Raw genomic sequence first — 21686 nt, forward strand, 5'->3', positions numbered from 1 at the left:
ACGAGAGAAACAGGGCTGACGACGTTGCCTGCGGCGGACTCCCCGACGGCACGCGAGCGACGATTTCGACTCGGCCGCCAGAGGGTAGACATCGTGCTGATGCTGCTCGACCTCATCGCCGTGGCCGCGGCCATCGCCTACGCCACCGATCAGCGCTGGCAGGTCCTCGAATCGCTCGCCTTCGTCGGCATCCTCGGCACCGGCGGCTTGTACCGCAGCCGCATCACCCTCTCGGCGCTGTTGGTACTCCCCCGCCTCGTCGGATTCTCGATGATCGCGACCCTGGCGTTGGTCATCATCTTCGACGCCGCGACACCGCTGCAGCGGGCACTCGCCGAGGGTGTTGCGGTCGCCGCGATGCTGTTCATCATCCGGATCTTCTACTTCGGGGTGCTGCGCGCACGACGGCGTCGGATGACCACCCGCACCCGCACCGCGATCATCGGCGGCGGCAAGGTGGCCTTCAAGCTGTTGCAGAGTGCCGGCGAGCAGCGCGACCTCGGACTCGACGTGATGGTCGTCGTCGACGACAACCCGTTCCCCGAGATCCTCGACAGCGGTGTCGATGTCGACTCCACCCGCCGCCCGATCCGAGAGATCGTCGAGGAGCACGGCATCGAGACGGTCATCGTCGCCTACAGCCGCACCGCCGATTCCCACTTCGTGTCGCCGTTGCGTGAGTGCGACGACCTGGAGTGCGAGATCTTCGTCGTCCCTCGTCTTTTCGAGTTCGTTCACGCCAGCTCGGACATGGACCGGATCCACACCATCCCGCTGATCCACGTCCGCCGCCTCGCCCAGCGCACCTGGTACTGGCATGCAAAACGTGCTTTCGACCTCGCCATCGCCGCTTTTGCGATCGTCCTCGTCGCGCCGGTGCTGGTGGCCACCGCGCTCGCGGTGTTCCTCACCGACCCGAAGTCCCCGATCATCTTCCGTCAGGAGCGGATCGGTCGGAACGGTCGACCGTTCGACCTCTTCAAGTTCCGTTCGATGCGTCCGGTCCCGGCCACGGCGTCCGATGTCGACTGGGCCCCCGATCGCGCCAGCCGTCTCGGTCCGGTCGGCAAGTTCATCCGCAAGACCTCGATCGACGAACTGCCACAGCTGTGGAACGTCGCCCGGGGCGACATGTCGATCGTTGGACCGCGACCCGAGCGGCCACACTTCGTCGCCCAGTTCCAGGGATCGGTGCCGTCCTACCGGGACCGGCACCGCCTCAACGTGGGCCTGACCGGATGGGCCGCGATCAACGGACTACGCGGCGACACCAGCATCGACGACCGTGCGGTCTACGACAACTACTACATCGCCAACTGGAGCGCCTGGCTCGACATCAAGATCATCATCCTGACGTTCGGCGCGCTATTGCGCGGGACGGGCTCCTGAGCCGGGGGAAACCGTCCCCGGGCACGACACACACACGACCGCCATCGCATGACATCTTGTGTGCGACAGCGATACTCGGAGATCGCGCCAGCCGTCGCGGCGAGCTCGATCCGCCAGCGATCCGTGCAGTTCGAGAGCAGGCGCTCCCCCGGATCCGACAACCTCGATCTCGGTGGGCGGAATCGCGAGGTCGGGGTCGGCGAACAGCTTGGCCACCGCCTCCTTCGCGGCGAAGCGGGCAGCGAGCCGGGCGATCGCGTCGGACCCGGTGCATGCTCGCAACTCGCGCTCGGTGAACACGCGATCGGTGAAGCGAACGCCGAAGACCCGCAACGACTCCTCGATCTCGGACGGCTCGACCAGATCACACCCCATCCGCACGCCCGGCGTCGTCAAGACGTCCAGATCAGCGGCAGACATCGGCGACCACCTGAGCCATCGACTCGCGAAAAGCCACGCGGGAGAACTTTTCTGCGTGTGTCCGGATGTCGGCGGACGAGTAGTACGACGAATCGAATGTCGCCATCGCCCGGGCGAAACCGTCCACCAGGGCAGGATCGGCACCGACCCGCACGAGCTCCCCGGACAGTCCCTCGACCACGGTGTCGCACGCACCCCCGGCACCCACCGCGATCACGGGTGTCCCGCACGCCATCGCCTCGACCGGAACGATCCCGAAGTCCTCGACCCCAGGCATGACGAGCGCCCGCGCCCGCCTCTGGAGCGACAGCATGTCGTCATCGGACACCCGCCCGAGGAACTCCGTGTCGGGCGCCGCGATCGACCGGCACAGGTCCGCCTGCCGGCCGTCGCCCGCGACCACCAGGCGCACTCCGGCCTGAGCTGCGGCGCGCACGGCGATGTCGGGTCTCTTGTAGGGCACGAGTCTGCCGGCCAGCAGGAAGAAGTCTTCTCGCTCGACCGTGGTGTCCGGCGTGTAGCGGTCGGTGTCCACCGGTGGGTGCACCACCACCGAATCCCGGTTCCACCACCGCTTGATCCTGGCGGCCACCTCAGTGCTGTTGGCCACCACCGAGGTCACCCTCGGCGCAGCACCGGACTCGGTACGTCGCGCGACGGCGGCGAGCGCTGCGAGCGCTGACTTTCCCGCCATGCCGGATGCCTCGCCCGCACGCATCTGGCGATCCCAGGCCCAGCGGGCCGGCGAATGGACGTAGGCGACTGTCGGCACCTCGGTCGCGTGCACCGCGGACAGAGCCAGTGCGTGGTGGCTGATCACCACCGCATCCACGTCACCGAAGTCGAGTCGTCGCAGCGCCATCGGGACGAGCGGGAGTATCGGCGCATAGGATCGGCGTCCGATCGCACGATGGAGACGGTCCAGACCGGTGGTGTGCACGCGACCACGAAGCACGGGTACCACCGCTTCGGGATTCGCGAACGGCACGTAGACGCTCGCGGTGGGCCAACGCACCGCGAGTTGCTCCACGACGTGCTCGGAGCCGGCCACCTCCGTGAGTCGCTCGTGGACGATCGCGATGGACGGTTGCTTGTCGATCACGATGCGCTGACCTCGATTCTCGCCGACAGGATGCCATCGACAGACGTGACGCGGCCCGCGGGGATCCCGGCGCCGGTGAGATGTACCCGATGCGGCTGACCGGGCACGATGTGAAACCAGTTGTCGCTCGGTGTCCAGCCGGCCATCTCGATCACGACGTAGCGCAGGGTCACCTCGGCGCTCACCTCCAGTGTCCAGTCACCGGAAGTTCCCTGCGACGCCGTCGCTCTAAGTCCGGTGTGCACCTGACCGGTGCGGACCACCACCACCAGCACATCGCGGGCGATCTCGGCGCCATCGACCCGCAGTGACACCTGCACCGCGTCTGCCGGTGCGGGGCCGAACCGGTACGCGTGGGAGAGATCGGCGAACTTTCCGGTGATGCCGCTGTCGTACAGGGTGACCGATGAGTGGGCCGCCACCTCGATGGGCGTCGCCGCCTCGGCCACCACATGCCCGGTCGGACCCGCTGCGACGAGAACGAGCTCCCCCGCGATCGCCTGCGGTCCATCGTGGTGGACGTCGACACGCAGGCCGGACAGGCCCGCGTCCTCGATCGTGACGGTGGTGGGCGCCCACACCCTGGCCAACACCGGCACCGGGGCCTTCGGCATGCCGTCGGAATCGAAGATGCCCCATCCCGCCCCGGGGACCAGATCGCGACCGGTGAGCACCAGGGCTCCAGCACAGCGTGAATCGCCCTGGCGCCAGAACGCAAAGCAGGTACGCATGGCCTCGGCCACAGCGGCACGACCGAGTTGCAGTCCCCGCTCAGGATCCGTCCTGCGCAACGCGGCGGGATCGACGCCGAACAACTCCCGCACATAGTGATCGCGCACGTCTTCGAAATCCCACGACGATCCGCGGTCGCGCGGCACCGCCGACTTCCACAGTGGGTGGTGGCCTGCACCGGACGCGGACCCGAAGTGTCGGTCGACCGACTCCGGTGCCGGAGGAATCGAGAACGCCAGCGACTCGGCAGCGAAACGCACACCCGCCGAGCGCATGTCGTCGAGCGGGCGCAGATAGCCTCCGACCCCGAACCAGTGCGCCACACCGAGATCGGGTCGGATCGACTGCCCCTCGAGCCCCGGGCTGGACGGGGAGGCCGGCACGTAGACCACATCGGCATGCGCCGCGACCACCGTCGGCAGGTGCTCGGAGAGCAGCGGCAGCGACATGGCCGTGGGGTCGAGACCGAGCATCTCGGGTTGCTGCAGTGTCTCGCTCCCCCCACTGACCACCACGATCGCTGGATTGCCGGAATGGGTGCGCAGGAGCTCGGCCATCTCCCGGCAGATGAGGTCGGCCGCCTCATCGGGCGGGTCGATGGTGGCCAGCATCGCGTCCTGCCACACCAGGATGCCCAGCTCGGCGCACAGACGGTAGAAGTCCGGCTGTTCGAACACCATGCCACCGACCACGCGCACCATCGTCACACCGATGTCGGCGAGCGCGCGCAGACCGTGTTCGAGTACTTCGGCTTCCACCTGCAACGCCACGGGATCCGGCGGCGACCAGGTCACACCGCGCGCGAAGATGGGTACGTCGTTGACCACCAGTGTGAAACCACCGTCGGTTCGGGTCGTCACCACGCGGAACCCGACCGAGGACTCGTGCACCACGCGGCCGGTGTCGAGCACCCGGACGCGATAGCGAGGCTGGTCTCCGTACCCGCGCGGCCACCACAGCTGCGCGTCCGCGACCGGCACCTCGGCGTCGAACCGTCCGTCGACGACCGTCACCCCGACCGGCGCACCGATCCGATCGCCGTTCGGGTCGTCCACCTCGATGGTGATCGGCCCCGGCGACTCGGGGTCGGCCATCCCATCGACGCGGATCTGCGACCTGGCCGGGTCGACGGTCACGCAGCAGCGATGGTCGTGTACGTCGGCGAGCACTTCCACCGGCCGCCAGATCCCCACCGGCGCCGGGAGCTGACCGTAGACCGGCGCACGACCCAGAAACGTTGTTCGAGCCCATCGAAGCCCCTGCGCGGCAACCAGACTGGATCGCCATCGACCACGTGGCCGCCGAGTCCGCAACCATTGATCCATCGATCCGAAGACGATCTCGACCCGGGTGGTACCGGCCGCCACGAACACCGTGACCGGCAGGAACATCGACTCGCAGGTCGCCGCGAGCTCGCCGTCGAGGAACACTCGCGCGGGAGCCGTGAGCCCGGCGAATCGCAGACGCGACGGGTGGTCGACGGAGATCGTCGCCCGCACCCACCAGTCGTGCGCGTCGATGTCGGTGACGGCCGCCAGTTCTGGAGCCATCGCCGCGACGGTTCCCGGCGACTCCGCCGACACCGCCGAGTTCCATTGATCGGTCACGTCGGCAGGCGTCGCCGCCGGATCCGGTGACGCCGCCAGCACCTGCCAGCCATGGATCATCAGCTGTCTGCGCCCACCGATACCGATGGCGAGGACACTGCGCCGACCGTGTTGTCCATCGTGTCCATCGCCCGCGCCCACGCGGCAGCCATCTCACCCAGAGCGGGCCGCACGTCGACGGTGCGTCCCATCGCGACGCGCGCCATCTTGAACTGGATCGCCTTAGCGGTCGTCGCAACCGAGCGGAAGTCGGTCGCCGCGGCCGCTGCTCCCGGAGCCCATGTCTCCAGGTGTTCACTGAGATCGGCGGCGAGCTCCGCGGTCGCACCGCACTGGCGCAACGTCGCGAACGCCCACAGGTGAAAGACAGACATCCCGGCGGCACCGAGCCACGAGGTCGCCTCGAGTACCCCCTCAGCCAGTCCGTCGACGGGATTCCGCGCCGGACGACGGGCCAGGTGGGCGCGTGCAACGCTCAGCGCCGCAGTCGGATTCGCCTGAACCGGGTGGAAGCGGATCTGCTCCACGTAGGGCGGCAACACCTGCGCCGGCACATCTCCGAGGTTGAACAGCCCGACGAAGTCGTCACCGGACAACTCGTGCAGACCGGCGTTGTGAAGGTAGGTCATCGTCCGACGGTGACGATCGATCTGTGTCGCGACGATCGTCGTCTTCACATGACCGCTGCGGTAGTCGGTACCCGCGGTGTCCGGCAGCCACCAGCTGTCGACCTCGACGGTGTGCAACATCCCACGCACCAGGCCGGACTCCACGGTGTCGAGTACGGGTTTCCACACGTTCTCCTCCGTGACGGAGATTCCGTACAGCTGCCTCAGGTCCTCAGGCGCTGCCTTCAGGAACGTCCATTGGTCCCCGTCGAAGTCAACCGACAGTGCACTGGCGAACACCGGCACCGGATCGCGCCCGAGCGCGTGCAGGACTTCGATCCAGAGATCGACATAGCAGTTGGTCTCCGGCCAGATCCGATCGCCCGAATGGGTTGCATGCGGGGAATACTCGGCCGCAGTGGTGGCAATTCGCACGCTGCGCGAATCACCTGCGGGATTCATGCCGCGGCCTCCACCAACCTGCCGACCACAGCGGCCAGATTGTCCACCGAGGCGAAAGTCGCCTTCTTCAGATCCTCGTCCGGGAATTCGACATCGAATTCGTCCTCGAGAGCCAGCATCACGTTCACGCTCGCATGTGATGTGAGACCCATCTCATAGAGGTCGGCAGATGCGTCGACGGTCTTCGGATCGACGGCCATCTTTCCGTGAGCGGCGAGGATATCTCTGATGCGGTCATTCATTGCCTGAATCCTTCGAATTGTGGTGCCTACAAGCATTTGGGACGACGATCGAACAGCCAATTCGGACTGATCTGTACATCGCTCACATACGGTACAGTGTGTAACGTAATAAGCACCCACTGCAACAACACATGCAGATGATCACTCTTCTTTGGCATCTAACAGAGGAATCTCGATGACCACGACCGCCGCACGCGTGATGTCGGGCCGACCCACCGCAACAGCCAGTGTTGCGGCCGCCGCAGAGTTCGCGTCCGCGGTCGACCGCGATGCCCGCTTCCCCATCGAGGCCGTGACCGCGATGAAGGACGAAGGTCTGCTCTCCTGCGCATTGCCGGTGGAGCTGGGTGGCCGCGGGACGTCGATCACCGACCTCGCGGGTATTGCTCGCGCACTGGGGAAGTCGTGCAGCTCGGCGGCCATGGTCTTCGCGATGCACCACACCCAGTCACTCACACTCGCGATGCACGGCACCTCCGGCGCGACAGCCGAGTTGACCCGGACCATCGCCGAGTCCGAATCGCTGCTGGCCTCCGCGACCACCGAGATCACCACCGGTGGAGACGTCCGGTCGTCCACCTGTTCGGTGATCGCCGACGGTGATCACATCGTCCTCGACAAGAACGCCCCGGTGATCTCGTACGGTGAATACGCCGACTACATCTTCACCACCGCCCGGCGAGGCCCCGACAGCCCGCCGAGCGATCAGGTCCTGGTGGCCTGCCCGAAGTCGGACACCACGTTGCAGAAGGTCGGGACCTGGGACGTTCTCGGATTCCGCGGGACCTGCAGCCCCGGATTCCTGCTCTCCGCACGCACCGCGGCCACCAACGTGCTCCCGGTCGACTACGCGACCATCTCAGCGCACACGATGCTGCCGGGGAGCCACACCCTGTGGGCCTCGGTCTGGCTCGGCATCGCCGACGCCGCGATCGCCAAGGCGAAGTCGCAGGTTCGCGCCGCCGCACGCAAGTCCCCCACCGGCGTCACCCCGCAGGCCCAGAAGTTTGCCGATCTCCTGGTGGTCCACCAGCGTTTCGAATCCTCGGTGGCAGAAGAGATCCGGCGATACGAGAACTTCCTCGCCTCCGGCGAGGCAGAGCCCACCGTGGGGTTCGCCATCGCAATGAACAACCTGAAACTGAACGCGTCGCACGCGGTGGTCGATGTGGTCACAGGCGCCCTGCAACTGTGTGGGATCAGCGGTTACCGCGAGGATCACGCAGCGTCGATGGGACGCCTTCTCCGGGACTCCTACGGACCGCAGCTGATGGTCTCCAACGACCGAATCCGTGCCAACAATGCCCAGCTGGTGCTGGCGTACCGAGGATGACGACGATGACCACCACAGAAGCCGAAACCGACACCGATCTCACCCGTGCGCGGCGGGCGTTCCGCGACGACCTCGTCGACGCCGGTCTGCTCATCCCATCCGGTATCGACGGACTCTACGGACGCGGCGCGGTGTTCGAGGATGTCATCTCGGGTATCGACGCACTCGTCGTGGCCGCAGGGGCGGCCGCGCACGGAACCGAACCGAAGCGGCTGCGATTCCCGCCGGTGTTTCCCCGTGAGTCGTTCGAGAAGACCGACTACATCGCTTCGTTCCCCAACCTGACCGGAGCCATCTCCACCTTCACCGGCGACAACAAGGCGCACCGCGCCCTGCTCGCCGACCGTGAATCCGGCTCCGACTGGGACCACCACCTCGAATCTGCGGGAACCATGCTGGTGTCGGCTGCCTGCCACCCGAGCTACGCAACGTTGAGCGGCCAATTGCCGAACGGTGGAGCACTTCTCGACGTGTACGGCTACTGCTTCCGGCATGAGCCCGCCGTGGATCCGGCCCGGATGCAGGCCTTCCGCATGCACGAGTTCGTCCAGGTCGGCACTCCCGACCAGGCCCAGCGTCATCGCGAGGACTGGGTGCCGCGGGGCCTCCAGGTGCTCGCCGATCTCGGGCTGACCGCCGTCGATGTGCCCGCCAACGATCCGTTCTTCGGGCGGGCCGGGAAAATGCTTGCCGCCAACCAGCTCGACGAGAACCTCAAGACCGAACTGGTCGTGCGTATCTACGGCGACCTGGACGACGGAACCGCCCTGGTGTCGTGCAACTGCCACCGCGATCACTTCGGCGAGACCTTCGACATCACCACATCCGACGGCGAGGTCGCCCACAGCGCCTGTGTCGGATTCGGCATGGAGCGGATCGCACTCGCGATGTTCGCAACCCATGGCCTCGATCTGAGTGGCTGGCCCGCCTCGGTACACTCACGAATCCCACGGTGAGCGATCTGGCCGTGCGGGATGCGCCGTGACGGGGACGACCACCGCGACCGGCCTCCTGACGGTTCACATGACCGGAACCGAATGGTTCGGGACCGGACGCGGTGGACTCAACCGCTACTTCACTGATTTCTTTGCAGCACTTCGTGATCGGCAGGATGTCGCGGTGACGGCCACGGCGTTCGGTGACGCACCCACGGGCGGCTCGAGTTGGGGGCCGCTGACCGGCTCGACCCGCGACCGGATGGCGACGTCCCGGGCCGATCGCCTCGCACCGGGCACCATCGTCGACCGACACTTCGCGCTCTACGGCCCGCCGGCTCGTGAGCACGACGGCCCCGTGGTGACCCACTTCCACGGACCGTGGGCCGCCGAGAGTGCCGCTGCGGGCGAATCACGGCTCGCGGTGGCGGCCAAGCGCACATTCGAGCGTCGCCGCTATCGTGGCAGCGACCTGTACGTCGTCCTGTCGAACTATTTCCGGGACGTACTCGTCGAGCGATATTCAGTTCCTGCCGAACGTATCTCGGTGATCGCCCCCGGTGTCGACCTCCAGCGTTTCCAGGCTGCCGACGTCGCCGACTCCGCACCGATGGTGCTGTGCGTTCGTCGACTCGAGCGACGAATGGGTATCGACACCCTCATCACCGCCTGGCCCGAGATCCACCGCAGGCGTCCTGACGCCACCCTGGTGATCGTCGGGACCGGTGGCGCCGAAGACGAACTGAGGGCGCAGGCGGCCCGGCTGACGGGTCCCGCATCGATCCGCTTTCTCGGCGCCACCACCGACGACGAGCTCACTGCGCTCTACCGCCGGGCGACCATCACCGTGGTGCCCACGCGCGCACTGGAGGGTTTCGGTCTCATCGCACTCGAATCGCTTGCTGCAGGGCGCGCCCCGGTCGTGACCGACGTCGGTGGGCTGCCCGACTCGGTGCGTGGCTTCGACGACAGTCTCGTGGTCGCACCGGACGATGCCGTGGCATTGGCTGATCGGGTAGCGGCGGCGCTGGACGGCGACCGACCATCCGCGGACCGATGCCGTGCTCGCGCAGAACAATTCACCTGGGCCGCGTGTGCCGACAAGCACGTCACCGCGTATCGAGGGCTCGTCTGATGACGGACGGACCCATCATCTTCCTCACCCACACCGCCGCGGAGTCGGGAGCCGAGCTGGCTTTCACGCGGATGGTCATCGGCCTCCATCACAGCGGATCCGATGTCAGTGTTCTGTCGACCCAGGACGGTCCCATCCTGGACCGGCTACGGGCCGCGGGCGTCCCCGCCGACTGCGTCGTCACCGACTTCGACAGCTCGAGAGTGGTGATCGGCGGCTCCCTGCTGCGGCTCGCGGCGGGTGTTCGTTCGATGATCTCGACAGGTGTGACGATCGGGCGGATGGCTCGTTCCACCGGTGCCAACGCCATCGTCGCCGAATCCACCAAGGCACTGCTGATGGGAACCATCGCATCGCGGCGCGCGCGGATCCCGCTCATCTGGCACGTACACGACCGCGTCACCACCGAGTTCTTCGGTGGGATGCTGGCGATCATCATCCGCACCCTCGGTGCCGTGGTCGCGCGCGGATACATCGCCAACAGCTCCGCCACCGCGGAGACCCTGTGGACGCTGGGAAAGCCGCTTGCCGTCGCCTACCCGGGTGTCGAGCTACCGGAGCCCTCCCCTCGTCACCAGCGACCCCCTGCCAACGTCCGGGTGTGCATGATCGGCCGTCTCACGGAGTGGAAGGGCCAGGACATCCTGCTCGAGGCCCTGTCGTTGTCGGCACACGCCCCGCACGTGACCTTCGTCGGCGGAACCCATTTCGGCGAGGAGCAGTACGCACGAGATCTCGCGGCGACAGCTGAGCGTCTCGGCATCGCCGAGCGCGTCACCTTCACCGGTCACATCGACGATCCGCAGCGCCTTCTCTCGGACGCCGACATCGCCGTGCACTGCTCCCGTGTCACCGAACCGTTCGGACAGGTGATCGTCGAGGCGTTGGCCGGTGGGTGTGCGGTGATCGCCGCCGACGCCGGAGGACCACGCGAGATCATCAACAGCGGCACCGACGGCGTCCTCGTGGACTGCACCGGCGAGTCCGCGGGCCACCGGCTGTCCGAGGTGCTCGACGAACTGATCGGTGACCCCGTGCTCCGTACCCGGTTGGCTACCGCAGGTGTCGCGCGCAGCGCGGACTTCTCGATCGAACGAACGTGCGTCGAGGCCGCACGGGTTCTCCCGCTCCACGCACGTGCTCGTCAGCCGGCCGTCTCGGAGGTCGACTCCGATGTCTGAGCACGCAACGAAGCCGCCATCTCGAAAGGTGTTCGACCGCATCGCGATCGTCCGCGACATCGCCTACGTGATATTCGGGAAATACGGTCAGTACCTGATCACCTTCATCACGCTTCCGTTGATCGCCCGCCTGCTCGGGACCGAGGGCGTCGGACTCCTCGCCATCGGCATGTCGGCGTTCTTCGTCGGATCCCTGGCCCTGGACATGGGCATCACCACCTTCCTCGCCGCACGGGTCCGCGACGCCGATGTCAACCAGGTACGCGGCAACTACCTCGCCGTGAGGTTGGCGATTCTCTCGGTGTTGGCACTGATCCTGGTGGCCAGTCTGGCGTTCAACGGGCACCCGCACCTGCAGATGATCGCCCTCGGGCTCTTCGCGGGCGGGGTCTCCTCGATGGGCGACGACTGGGTTCTGATGGGTCAGAGCCGATTCGGCATCCTGGTGATCTACACATCCATCGGTCGGATCCTCTATCTGATCCTCATCGTCAGCGTGCTGCCGATCTATCGAGACGCGACGGTGGCGATCGTCTGCCTGATGGCGTCGTCGATACCGCAGCTCCTGTTGACGTGGCGGTTGACCACCCGAGAACTCGGTCGCCCCGAGCGTCCGCGCAACACCGGTGAGATCCTGCGCCTGGGCGCGCCCGTGTTCACCTCGCGGATGCTGGAGAACACCTACGAGCAGGGCAGTGCCGTGGTTTTCTCCGCCGCACTCTCGGCGCACTCGTTGGGGTTGTTCTCGGCGAGTGACCGACCCACCCAGGCGGCGTCGTCGATGCTCGACGCCATCGGCTTCGGGTTGCTGCCGCGACTCGCCGGTCGACGCAACGAGGGCGATTTCTGGCGCCGCGGGGTGCAGGCCCTGGCGATCACCTTCGTCATCTCGCTGTGTGCCGCGATCGCCCTGTGCCTGATCGCACCATGGGCTGTTCCCCTCGTCTTCGGAGACGCGTTCACCTCGGCCGTCCCACTCCTGCAGGTCGAAGCATTCGTTCTTCCCGGCACCGCCGTGGCCTCCTTCGTCACGACGGCGATCCTGCCGGTGTGTCGGGACACCCGGGGCGTCCTGTACGGATCCGCCATCGGTACGGGTGTCATCCTTGTCGCACTGGGTCTCGCGTTCACCAACGGTTCGGTCTGGAATCTCGTGTGGGGCATCCTGATCGCCGAGACCACCGTCGCGACGTTCTACCTGTTCCGGATGGCCCATATCGCCCGTCGCGAAGACCACGAGCCGCCGGAAGCCGTGAAGACCCTGGTGGGTGAGCAGCTGTGAAGATCTTGTTCGTGGGCGACGACTGGGTCGGCAGCAATGCGCGCTCGCTCGCCGACGGTTTCCGCCAGGCGGGCCACGACGTGGTGGTGATCGATTCGAGTCCGATCACCCTGCCGCGTCGGCTGTCGCCCTCGTGGACCTTCGCCAAGGCGACCACACGCAGGGCCCCGTGGACGACCGAACGGCTGCACACCGACATCGAACAGGCCGCGGCGACCTTTCGTCCGGACATGTTGTTCTGCTACAAGACGATTCATCTCGATCAGCCGAGATTGCTGAGCGTTCCGGCCGCCCTGCGGGTGCACTACAGCGCCGACGACATGTCCAACCCGTACAACACCACCCCCGGATACCTCGAACACGAGTCCCGGTGGGACGCAGTGGTGACCACCAAGCGTCACAACGTGGCCGAGATGACCGCGCGCGGTGCACGACACGTCACCTTTGTGCTCAGCGCCTACGATCCGGCCTGGCATCATCCGTGTGCGACGAGGACACCCAGGCGCTACCTGGTCGGTTTCATCGGGGCTCGTCGCCCCGACCGCGTGGACCTGCTGCACACCCTCGCTCAGAAACACGGCAGGGACATGTATCTGGCGGGTCCCGGATGGCGCCGCGACACCGCCCTGGTGAAGAGCTCGGCCGCGGTCGCCGGCCCCAGCTATGGCCAGGACCTGTCTGTCGCCATCGCACCCGTGTGCGCCAATCTGGTGCTCCTCAACTCCGACAACCGCGACACCCACACGTGTCGGACCTTCGAGGTACCCGCGGCCGGTGGGCTCTTCGTGGGCGAACGCACCGATGAGCACAACGAACTGCTCACCGAGGGCACCGAAGCGCTCCTGTTCGACTCGCCTGCCGAACTCGACGAGATCTTGATGCGCTGCGCCGGCCACCCCGACGAGGTCGCGGCGATCGCCGCGCGGGGGCACCGCCGAATCACCGATGGAGCCCACCGGTACGTCGACCGTGCACGAGCGATGGTGGCCGATGTCCACTGAGGAATGGGGCGCGTACGCCCAGGTGATCATGGTGGCGGTCGGCCTGGCCGCGTTGGTGTCGGTGGCATTTCTCGCCCCGGTACTGGTCAGGGTCTTCCTTCTCGCCCAGGTGGTCTACTGGGGACTGTCGTTCGTGGTCCGCCCGGTCGTCCTGCTCGTCGCCCTGCCCAGCCCGAGGTTCGCCGACAGTGTGGCCGACCCACGGCTCGCGTACACCGGCTACGGCTATTCGATCCGCGAGGTGCTCCATCCGATCGCCATCTCGATCTGGCTCTACGTGCTGGTGGTCCTCCTCGCGGTCGCACTACTACGTCGGTACGCCACGTCGGCGACCACGAGCACCGACCGTGTATCCCGGCCCGGCACAACAGGACCCGGCACCGATCTGCTGACCACCTTCGGCGTCGCCTACGTCATCGGCACGATGGCGCGCGCGGCCTCGTACCTCAGCGGGAGTGCGGGCCAGGCGGGCGACGTCTCCAGCGCAAATCCGTATCTCGATCTGGTCGGGAACTTCGCCGGACTCTCGGCACTCGGGTTGATCGCGTTCTATCGGCACCGTCGTACGGAAGGCACGGTGGCCGTCATCGTGGTCCTGCTGGGCGGTGAGCTCGTGTGGGGGATCCTGACCGAATCGAAGACCCCGCTCCTCGGGGCGGCGCTCGCGGTGGCGATCCGATTCGCCCTCGAGGGCTACACCCGGCGCCAGTTCCTGGCCACCGCCGTCGGCGGCGTGGCCCTGCTCGGCGCCTTCAGCTGGTTGCAGTCGTTCAAGGTCTCCGACGCAACCGAGTTGGCCTCCGCTGCCGCGGATTCCGGTTATCCCCCGCTGGTGCGGCCCTTCCTGAGCCTCATCCGTCGGTTCGACCTCCTCGAGGCCTCGACCGACGTCTGGTACATGGACGGCCGAAGCTGGATCAGCCCTGTGTTCACGGCGAAGAACATGATCGTGAACCTCATTCCGTCGCAGCTCGGTGTGGAGAAATTCCAATCGGGTACACAGTGGGCGCAGACCGTACGCGGATCCTCGGTGGACATGCGTGGCATCTCGGTGTCCCTCGCCGAGGGACACCTCAACGAGGGCCTGCTCATCGGCGGCTACCCCGGAGTGATCGCCGAAAGCGTGTTCGTGATCGCGATGATCCTTCTCGTCGCTCGCTTCCTCCGTTCCAACACGATGCTCCTGCTCGTTCCCGCGCTCGGTTTCGTGGCCTTCCCATCGCTGTTCGAGCGTGGAGCCCTCGGCATCACCGAGACGCTCGGAAAAGTCATCCAGCTGGCGATCGCGCTCTTCGTCCTGAACATCGTCGTCACCTGGTTCCGTCGACGCGCGAGTATCGCTGCCGCACCACGGCACCTCGACTCGAAAATCTCCGTTCCGACACCCGTAGGGGGTTCATCATGAACGACCGCATCGATCTCGTGGGCGCCTTCCGCCGCCGCTGGCGGGTAGTCGTCGTGGCAATGCTGCTCGGCGTGATCGCCGGAGCCGCGTACTCGATGACCTTGGGTCACGAGTACGTGTCGACCAGCCGTCTGTACGTGTCCGTGCAGGCGCTCAGCGGGGCGAGCGGCGATCCGCTGCAGAACTCACAGGCCGCGCAGCAACGACTGGTCTCCTACGCATCGCTCGCCACCAGCACCGCGGTGACCGACGCCGTCAGCCAACAGATGGAGATGCCGGCCTCCGACCTGGCCGGACGGATCACGGTCAGCTACCCGCCGGGAACTGTGCTGCTCGACATCGCTGCCAGCTCCACGTCGCCGGAGTCGGCGCAGCAGCTCACGGCTGCGGTGGACGACGCCCTGCAGCGTCTGGTCGCACGGATCGAGACGCCCGCCGGCGGTGGATCACCGGCGGCGACCTTGAGCGTGGTCGACCCGCCGACATCGGGTGCGGTCACCGGCACCTCGGCCGGCACCATCGTCGGCGCCGGGCTGGTCGGCGGACTGGTGATCGGGCTGATGGTCCTCTATGCGCGGGAGCGTTTCGACCACACCGTCCGCACCACCGACGACCTGGTCGCGGCCGTGGGGATCGACGTTGTCGATACAGCGGTCACGGAGCGAGAGGCCGGCAAAGCCACGCGTTCAGTGCACACGGGCGCCGACAACCCGTTGGCCATCCGTTCGCTGCGTTCTCAACTGCAACGCGGATCGACCGACCGCCTCGTGGTGCTCGTCACCGGGGTCGGTGCCGCGACCGGTCCCGTCGCCGACCAGCTCGCCCGATCGTTCGTCGACTCCGCGGTGGACACGATCCTCGTGCGCGCTCACCTGCCGCTCGATGACGCCACGGCACAGAACATGACGCCCGGACTGGCCGAGGTGCTCGCCGGCTCGGCGGAGCTGACCGACGCCATCGTGCACACCCCCGGTTCCTATGACGTGCTCCCGGCCGGGCATCTCACCGACGACGCAGCCAATCTCCTCTCCTCGGACCGATGCGACGAGGTCATCGATCGACTCGCCGCCGAGCGCGGATGTGTCGTGATCGATGCCTCGCAGCTTGTCGGGAGTCCTGAGACCGCCGCGATCGCGCGTGTCAGTGCAGCGGTGGTCGTGGTGGTCGGACTCGAGACCATGACCGTGGACGAGTTGCGTTCACAACTCAGCCCGCTCACCGAGATGTCCCATGGCGGCGAACAGCAACCGAGGCTCATCGCGATCACCTCGCGGACACCGAGATCGCGCAGACTCGGTTCGCTCCGCGGTGTGGTCGGAGCAGCGACCGGCACCGTTCGCGGGCGCACCACACGGGTCACGTCAGAACGGACCGCGGCCACGGATCTCGGAACCGACAGCTACCCCGTAGTGGCTGCACCCATGGAATCCGTGAACTCGGCTGATTTCGCGCACACGCCGTCGACGGCGACGATCACATCAGACGAGCCGGTGGAGACAACCGAGCCCGTCGAAACAGCGGAGTCCGTCACAACAGCTGAGCCCGTCGAGACAACCGAATCCGTCGAACTCGATGAGTCCGACCACACCAGTCCGACCGAGGGTGGCGGCTCCTCGGCCTCGGCGACTCGCCGAATCGGGACCGGTTCGTCCTACCGTGCACCGGGAGCACCCGTTCGCCGGACCTTCCCCAGGCAGGTACATGCCGGGACGACTCCCGCGGACCAGAAAAGGGGTACCGGTATGCGACAACGTTGGAGAGGATTGTGACATCAACGGGGGCATGGTGATCGATGAATTGAGACCGCTGTACACACACACGCACCGGGGGGATGCACACGTGGACGTTCAGACGAGACAAGAGGAGTTCTACTTCGGGCCGGAGGAGCTGGCACTCTACGGAGTGCTCCATCTCCCGGTCGATGATCGCGTTCGGGGGGCCGTGCTGATCTGCGGTTCGATCGCCAAGGAACAGACGGACGCGTGCCGCGGCCTGCGCATGTTGGGCGACGCCCTCGCGCGACGGCGAATTGCGGTGATGCGCTTCGACTACGCGGGTACCGGCGACTCGGCCGACTGCCAGGTACGCCACGACACCGTCGCGCGATGGTGCGCGAGTATCGGTCTCGCCGTGGACCACCTCGCCGGATTGGGCATCGAATCCATCACCGGCATCGGACTCCGGGTCGGCTCGCTGTTGCTCGACGCAGTCCTACCGGATCAGCCGCGGATCGATCGGGTCGTTCACTGGGATCCGGTGGGTCGCGGACGATCCTTCGTCCGTGAGCAGCAGGCCCTCCACCGTCTGTCCGTTGCCGCCGAGGACGGTTACACCGGCGAGAACGTGCCCCTGATCGGTGCGACCCTGTCCTCGACGGCCGCCAAAGAACTCTCGGAGATCGAGTTCGTCGGATCGGGTGATCACGTCCGGGCCCGGTTGATGGCGACCCGCCCCGAGGTCACCGACAAACGTGTTCGCGCCGTCTGCGCTCGGCCCGAGGTGGACGTCGTGACGGTGGAGGGAATGCCCGAATTCATCGCGCCCGACAGCTTTCTCGTGGCGCTGCCCGTTGCCGCGATCGACGAGATCGTCGAGTGGGTCGACACCCGCACGACCACGGTGGTCGACTCGATCGACACCACGGACCTACGCCACGACGCGCGGATGTCCGTGCCGAACCCGCTCGGCGGTTCGTCGACAGAGGTTGTCGAACATATCGAACACATAGGCGCTCATGGCCTTTTCGCGGTCCGCACCTCGCCCGCAGATGCCCGCACCACCGTTGACAACCCTAAGACCGTGGTCTTCTTCGCCACGGCCAACGACCTGCACGTCGGCCCGAACCGCGAATGGGTCGACCTGGCTCGCCAGGTTGCCGCGGCCGGCGGCCAGGCCCTTCGGTTCGACCGCACCGGCGCCGGCGAGACCGGGCCCGTGGTCGCCGGACCCACATCGATCTACTCGACCGAGGCCATCGGCGAAGCCCTCGCAGCCGTCCGCCATGCCAGCAGCGATCCGAGTCGCGTGTTGGTCACCGGCGTGTGCTCGGGCTCCTGGTACTCCGCATACGTCGCACGGGAACTCCACACCGGCGCAGCGGTCCTCATCAATTCGATTGCCTGGTCGTGGCGTCGAAAGCGCTCGGCCGAGGGCAACGTCCGTCCGGAGGATCTCGGCGTACCCCGGAGCGATCCCGAATGGCAGAAGACACCACGGGCCCGGATCAAGAGCGGTCTGCGTCGCCGACTCCCCTACCCACTGTGGCGTGAGCTCGGTCGGAGGGGCATCACCCAGATACCCGAGATCCTCGTACGCCCACTGGTCAAAGCGGGGGTCGACACCACCCTGGTCCTCTCGCCCCACGACTACGGCTGGTACGTCGACCAGCGTGGCCCCGAGGGGCTGGCCCGGATCGATCCGACCATGCGACGCCCACGGCTGATCTCGGTCGGCTCGGGCGACCACAGTGCTTTTCACGAATCTGTGCGGACTGCGGTTCGCGCACCAATTCTCGATTGGATCACCTCACCATGACCGACGATCTCGGCCCAGAGGCCAACGGCAGGTTCTCCCGGAGACGCTTGGTGGCAGGCGCCTTCGCTGCCGCAGCCGTGGTTCCGCTCGCAGCCAGTTGCTCGACCGATTCGCCTCCGGCGGTTCCCGATTCGCCCACCCTCAGCGATGCGCCCAACGCACGGAACGTGAAGTCGTTCGGCGCCAAGGGGGACGGCACGACCGACGACACCGACGCGTTTCGTCGCGCGTGCAGTCAGGTCGATGACCGTCTGGTCCTCTACATCCCGGCCGGCACCTATCGCCTCAGCTCGGTACCGGAGTTGCCCAGCTTCTCCACGGTCATCGGTGATGGATCCGACCTATCGGTGATGCTGTATCCGGGATCCGAGACGCTGGTGAAGATCAACGGCAAGCAGCGGATCGCGTTCAAACGGGTCGGAATCTATGTCACCGACCCATCCGCCACCGCGTTGACCATCTCCGCGTCATTTCGCTGTTCGTTCGACTCGGTGGTCATCCGGGGTAATCACTCGGGAGAGAACTATCCGCAGTACGAGCGCCAGCGGGGCGTTGTCCTCGATCAGAACTCGGGTGGCACCGCGTTCATCAACAGTGACATCAACAATTTCGGAATCGGACTCACCTCGCGGTGCATCCAGAACTACGTCACCTCGTCGAAGTTCACGAGTAATCGCATCGGTGTTCTGGGAGCCGGCAACGACAAGAACGCAGGACTCGCTCTCGCCAACGTGGAGTTCGTCTCCGACCGAAACGAGCAGACCACCGACACCCACCTGAAGATCGAAGGCGCAGCGAACGACTGGTGGCTGACCAACTGCTGGTTCGAGGGTTGCAACACAGCCATCACGGTTGGCGGGCCCACCGGCGGACCATCGCAGTTCGGTCTGGTGAACGCGAAGCTCGCCGCTCGCGACACATGCATCGATCTACGTTCCTGCCGGCAACCGTTCTTGGCGAATGTCGCCTTGGACCGAGATTCCGATGCCCCGGTCACCGAGATCCGGATCGACACCACCAACTGCCCTGAGGGCACGGCGATGAACCTGATCTCCTCGTCCGAATTCGATCTTCCCGGTGACGTGTTCCCACCCAACTGGACGGTCATCGGTCGCGGCACGCAGAGCGGTGCGACCTTTCAGTCACAGGTGGTGATGAGGAAAGCCAACTCGGCCGAGGACATCCTGCAGGTCCAGGGGGACAACTTCGCCGTGTCTGCCCGCGTCGCACCCAGTGGTACATGGGTCTCGGAGGATGTCGACGCCGGCATTGTCCTCCGTGGGGAGAACGGACGATACTTCCGACTCGGGGTCGACGCCCAGGGCGCGGTGCGAGCGACGGACCTCGGCGTGGAGCGACCCAACTGAGGACACGTGAACCTGCGGTGATGCGAGACACGGTGAACAGACGACGGTCGGATGCTCTGCCCCTCATGCACTCCCAGTTGGGGATGCGGGATGCGCAGAGCGCACACCCCGACTCTCCCGGCTTTCAGGTCGGGTTCATCTGTTGGTTCGGATCGATCGACGGCATACCTCCTGATGTGGGGATGCTGGTGGCGGCGATGGAGCGGACCCTTGCCGAGACCCCGGCATTGACCGTTCGTCTGCACGACGACGATGGATCATGGACCCAGGTACCTGCCGAGCCGGACGACCGCCCGAACATCGTGGTCGTCGATCTCAGTCAGGAGCCGGATCCGCTGGCGGCGTTCTACTCTCGGGTGGACTCCGTCTCCGAGCAGTCCTTCGAACTCGCCGACACCGCGCTCATTCGAGTCGAGGTGACGGCGATCGATGCCACCACGGTGGCTGTGGCGGGCTGGGCCCACCACATCGTCGTGGACGGCTACGGTGCCGGCCTTTTTCGGACGCGACTGCTACAGCACTACGTCTCTCTTCTACGGGGGCATCCGTCACCGCCCGGGTTCTTCGGCGACTTCGGCGAGCTGGTGCGAACCGAACGCACTGCGCAACCCACCGACATCGATTACTGGGTATCGCTGTTGGCCGACCCACCGCGGCGGGTGACCTTTGCCGAACACACCTCGCGGCGCGCGCCCCGCCCTCGTCGGAGCACCATCACGATCGCCCGTGACGCGATCGATGTCGGTCATCTCGACTCGGGTCGTCCGCTGTCCGCGACCCTGTTGGCGATCGTCTCGGCATGGACCGCTCTGCTCCTGGGCGAGGACGAGGCGGTCATCGGCGTCCCCCGGCACAACCGTTCGACCCCCGTGGAGCGAACAACTCCGTCGATGATGATGACCGAACTGCCGATCCGTGTCGCCGTACCGGTCGACGCGACAACCGCATCGCTGGCGGTCGAATGCCATTCCGCCCTGATCTGCGGTCGGCCCCACACCTGCGTACGTCCCGAAGATCTTCACGGTGCCGTTCCTTCGGCGTGGCGGACCGGACGCGTCCACGGACCCAGCGTGAACGTGCAGCCATTCGACCTCGTTCACGAGTTCGGCGGCGCCTCGATGCGGTGGGAGTTGACCAATTTCGGCCCGATCGCCGACATGACCATCGTGTTCATGACCGGTTCCGATGATCAGATCGCTGTCGAGATCCTGACCAATCCGGACCTCTACACCGAGGTGGCGCACGACCGGCACGTGGAGCGACTCTCGACGTTCATCCACCAGTGCGTCACGCGTGAACCGCACACTCCGGTGATCGAGCATCAGATTCTCACCGCGGACGAGATCGAGACCCACGAGAGTCTCCGGACCTGCCACGGCGACCGTCCGCGCGAGGAGGCCGCACTGAGTCGTGGGCAGAACCTGTCGCCGGCCGCCCTCGCGTCCGCTGCCTCGGCGCGATCGCCGTTGTCCGGCCTGCTGGTGCTGAATTCTCGGGGCCGTCACGTGGCTTTCGGTGAGGTCGGCCGTGTGACGCTCCTCGGCCCGACCGGATCAACCCACACCGATCTGCTCGCCTCGGTGCATCCGGACGGCGTCACTTATCACGGCCGCCATTCACACCGGCGATTCATTCGAGGGCACTGGGTGGATCTCGGCGCCGTTGCCGATGAGGTCGGCGCGGAGGACGGCGTCCTCTCGGCCGACGTGGACCCGACACGCCCCTCCATCGTCGTGGTGCCCGTCGATCCGGCGCGCGCAGAGGATCTCACCCGAGCACTTCGGCCGAAGCTGCCCCGTGGAGTCCGCATCGACGTCACCGACCGTGCACGCTGACATTCCACCACCTTGTTCGCTGTTGTATTTTCGAGATTTAACAAAATTGATTCTGGACAATGTCCCTCATCGAACAAGAAACGGGGAAGAACACGCTTCGATCGGCGCGTCATGCG

Annotated in this window: 17 protein-coding genes; 12 read left to right on the plus strand and 5 right to left on the minus strand. The window is 66.3% G+C overall.

Annotation, left to right across the window (positions count from 1 at the left end; translation table 11 throughout):
- Positions 1–99: 99 nt before the first annotated feature.
- Positions 100–1389: a sugar transferase gene (locus IEV93_RS02890; RefSeq protein WP_229705113.1), complete on the plus strand. Its 1290-nt coding sequence runs from the start codon at positions 100–102 to the stop codon at positions 1387–1389.
- Here the strand turns inward: IEV93_RS02890 and IEV93_RS02895 are convergent.
- From IEV93_RS02895 to IEV93_RS02915, 5 genes are read right to left on the minus strand one after another with little or no spacing between them, the layout of a single operon-like run.
- The gene (locus tag IEV93_RS02895; protein ID WP_188486764.1) at positions 1366–1809 is read right to left on the minus strand and encodes a holo-ACP synthase; all 444 of its coding nucleotides are present in this window, start codon (positions 1807–1809) and stop codon (positions 1366–1368) included. The genes IEV93_RS02890 and IEV93_RS02895 overlap by 24 nt on opposite strands.
- The gene (locus IEV93_RS02900) at positions 1796–2911 is read right to left on the minus strand and encodes a glycosyltransferase (RefSeq protein WP_229704848.1); all 1116 of its coding nucleotides are present in this window, start codon (positions 2909–2911) and stop codon (positions 1796–1798) included. The genes IEV93_RS02895 and IEV93_RS02900 overlap by 14 nt, the downstream gene beginning before the upstream one ends.
- Entirely contained in the window at positions 2908–5391 is a 2484-nt protein-coding gene (locus IEV93_RS02905) for a glycoside hydrolase family 2 protein (RefSeq protein ID WP_188486766.1), read from the minus strand. The genes IEV93_RS02900 and IEV93_RS02905 overlap by 4 nt, the downstream gene beginning before the upstream one ends.
- The gene (locus IEV93_RS02910) at positions 5310–6320 is read right to left on the minus strand and encodes a DUF1839 family protein (RefSeq protein WP_188486768.1); all 1011 of its coding nucleotides are present in this window, start codon (positions 6318–6320) and stop codon (positions 5310–5312) included. Before IEV93_RS02910 ends, IEV93_RS02905 begins: the two co-directional genes overlap by 82 nt.
- Entirely contained in the window at positions 6317–6562 is a 246-nt protein-coding gene (locus IEV93_RS02915) for an acyl carrier protein (protein WP_188486770.1), read from the minus strand. Before IEV93_RS02915 ends, IEV93_RS02910 begins: the two co-directional genes overlap by 4 nt.
- Before the next feature lie 175 nt (positions 6563–6737).
- On the opposite strand from IEV93_RS02915, the gene IEV93_RS02920 reads away from it, so the two are divergent.
- From IEV93_RS02920 to IEV93_RS02970, 11 genes are all read left to right on the plus strand, one after another.
- Positions 6738–7895, plus strand: a complete 1158-nt coding sequence (locus IEV93_RS02920) for an acyl-CoA dehydrogenase family protein (RefSeq protein ID WP_188486772.1) — start codon at positions 6738–6740, stop codon at positions 7893–7895.
- Between the two features lie 5 nt (positions 7896–7900).
- Positions 7901–8851, plus strand: a complete 951-nt coding sequence (locus tag IEV93_RS02925; protein ID WP_371873782.1) for an amino acid--[acyl-carrier-protein] ligase — start codon at positions 7901–7903, stop codon at positions 8849–8851.
- A gap of 67 nt (positions 8852–8918) precedes the next feature.
- Positions 8919–9965 carry a glycosyltransferase family 4 protein gene (locus IEV93_RS02930; RefSeq protein WP_188486776.1) on the plus strand — a complete coding sequence of 349 codons (1047 nt, stop codon included), beginning with the start codon at positions 8919–8921 and terminating at the stop codon, positions 9963–9965.
- On the plus strand, positions 9965–11146 hold the full coding sequence (locus IEV93_RS02935; RefSeq protein WP_188486778.1) for a glycosyltransferase: 1182 nt from the start codon (positions 9965–9967) through the stop codon (positions 11144–11146). The genes IEV93_RS02930 and IEV93_RS02935 overlap by 1 nt, the downstream gene beginning before the upstream one ends.
- Complete coding sequence (locus IEV93_RS02940) at positions 11139–12428, plus strand: lipopolysaccharide biosynthesis protein (protein ID WP_188486780.1); 1290 nt, start codon at positions 11139–11141, stop codon at positions 12426–12428. The genes IEV93_RS02935 and IEV93_RS02940 overlap by 8 nt, the downstream gene beginning before the upstream one ends.
- Positions 12425–13429, plus strand: a complete 1005-nt coding sequence (locus IEV93_RS02945; protein WP_188486782.1) for a CgeB family protein — start codon at positions 12425–12427, stop codon at positions 13427–13429. The genes IEV93_RS02940 and IEV93_RS02945 overlap by 4 nt, the downstream gene beginning before the upstream one ends.
- Entirely contained in the window at positions 13419–14834 is a 1416-nt protein-coding gene (locus IEV93_RS02950; protein ID WP_188486784.1) for a hypothetical protein, read from the plus strand. Before IEV93_RS02945 ends, IEV93_RS02950 begins: the two co-directional genes overlap by 11 nt.
- On the plus strand, positions 14831–16603 hold the full coding sequence (locus IEV93_RS02955; protein ID WP_188486786.1) for a Wzz/FepE/Etk N-terminal domain-containing protein: 1773 nt from the start codon (positions 14831–14833) through the stop codon (positions 16601–16603). Before IEV93_RS02950 ends, IEV93_RS02955 begins: the two co-directional genes overlap by 4 nt.
- Positions 16604–16673: 70 nt before the next feature.
- Positions 16674–18368: an alpha/beta hydrolase family protein gene (locus IEV93_RS02960; protein WP_188486788.1), complete on the plus strand. Its 1695-nt coding sequence runs from the start codon at positions 16674–16676 to the stop codon at positions 18366–18368.
- Positions 18365–19735, plus strand: coding sequence for a glycosyl hydrolase family 28-related protein (locus IEV93_RS02965; RefSeq protein WP_188486790.1), 1371 nt, complete (start codon positions 18365–18367; stop codon positions 19733–19735). Before IEV93_RS02960 ends, IEV93_RS02965 begins: the two co-directional genes overlap by 4 nt.
- A 65-nt stretch (positions 19736–19800) precedes the next feature.
- A complete protein-coding gene (locus tag IEV93_RS02970) occupies positions 19801–21570 on the plus strand; it encodes a condensation domain-containing protein (RefSeq protein ID WP_188486792.1) in 1770 nt (589 codons plus the stop codon).
- The last annotated feature ends 116 nt before the right edge of the window (positions 21571–21686 follow it).

Origin of the sequence: Williamsia phyllosphaerae, from assembly GCF_014635305.1 — a bacterium.
GTDB classification, from domain to species: domain Bacteria; phylum Actinomycetota; class Actinomycetes; order Mycobacteriales; family Mycobacteriaceae; genus Williamsia_A; species Williamsia_A phyllosphaerae.

Coding starts and splice junctions, on each gene's coding strand:
- IEV93_RS02910 (WP_188486768.1), bottom strand. CDS start 6,320: ATGAATCCCGCAGGTGATTCGCGCAGCGTGCGAATTGCCACCACTGCG.
- IEV93_RS02915 (WP_188486770.1), bottom strand. CDS start 6,562: ATGAATGACCGCATCAGAGATATCCTCGCCGCTCACGGAAAGATGGCC.
- IEV93_RS02895 (WP_188486764.1), bottom strand. CDS start 1,809: ATGTCTGCCGCTGATCTGGACGTCTTGACGACGCCGGGCGTGCGGATG.
- IEV93_RS02935 (WP_188486778.1), top strand. CDS start 9,965: ATGACGGACGGACCCATCATCTTCCTCACCCACACCGCCGCGGAGTCG.
- IEV93_RS02930 (WP_188486776.1), top strand. CDS start 8,919: ATGACCGGAACCGAATGGTTCGGGACCGGACGCGGTGGACTCAACCGC.
- IEV93_RS02965 (WP_188486790.1), top strand. CDS start 18,365: ATGACCGACGATCTCGGCCCAGAGGCCAACGGCAGGTTCTCCCGGAGA.
- IEV93_RS02970 (WP_188486792.1), top strand. CDS start 19,801: ATGCACTCCCAGTTGGGGATGCGGGATGCGCAGAGCGCACACCCCGAC.
- IEV93_RS02890 (WP_229705113.1), top strand. CDS start 100: ATGCTGCTCGACCTCATCGCCGTGGCCGCGGCCATCGCCTACGCCACC.
- IEV93_RS02925 (WP_371873782.1), top strand. CDS start 7,901: ATGACCACCACAGAAGCCGAAACCGACACCGATCTCACCCGTGCGCGG.
- IEV93_RS02920 (WP_188486772.1), top strand. CDS start 6,738: ATGACCACGACCGCCGCACGCGTGATGTCGGGCCGACCCACCGCAACA.
- IEV93_RS02950 (WP_188486784.1), top strand. CDS start 13,419: ATGTCCACTGAGGAATGGGGCGCGTACGCCCAGGTGATCATGGTGGCG.
- IEV93_RS02940 (WP_188486780.1), top strand. CDS start 11,139: ATGTCTGAGCACGCAACGAAGCCGCCATCTCGAAAGGTGTTCGACCGC.
- IEV93_RS02955 (WP_188486786.1), top strand. CDS start 14,831: ATGAACGACCGCATCGATCTCGTGGGCGCCTTCCGCCGCCGCTGGCGG.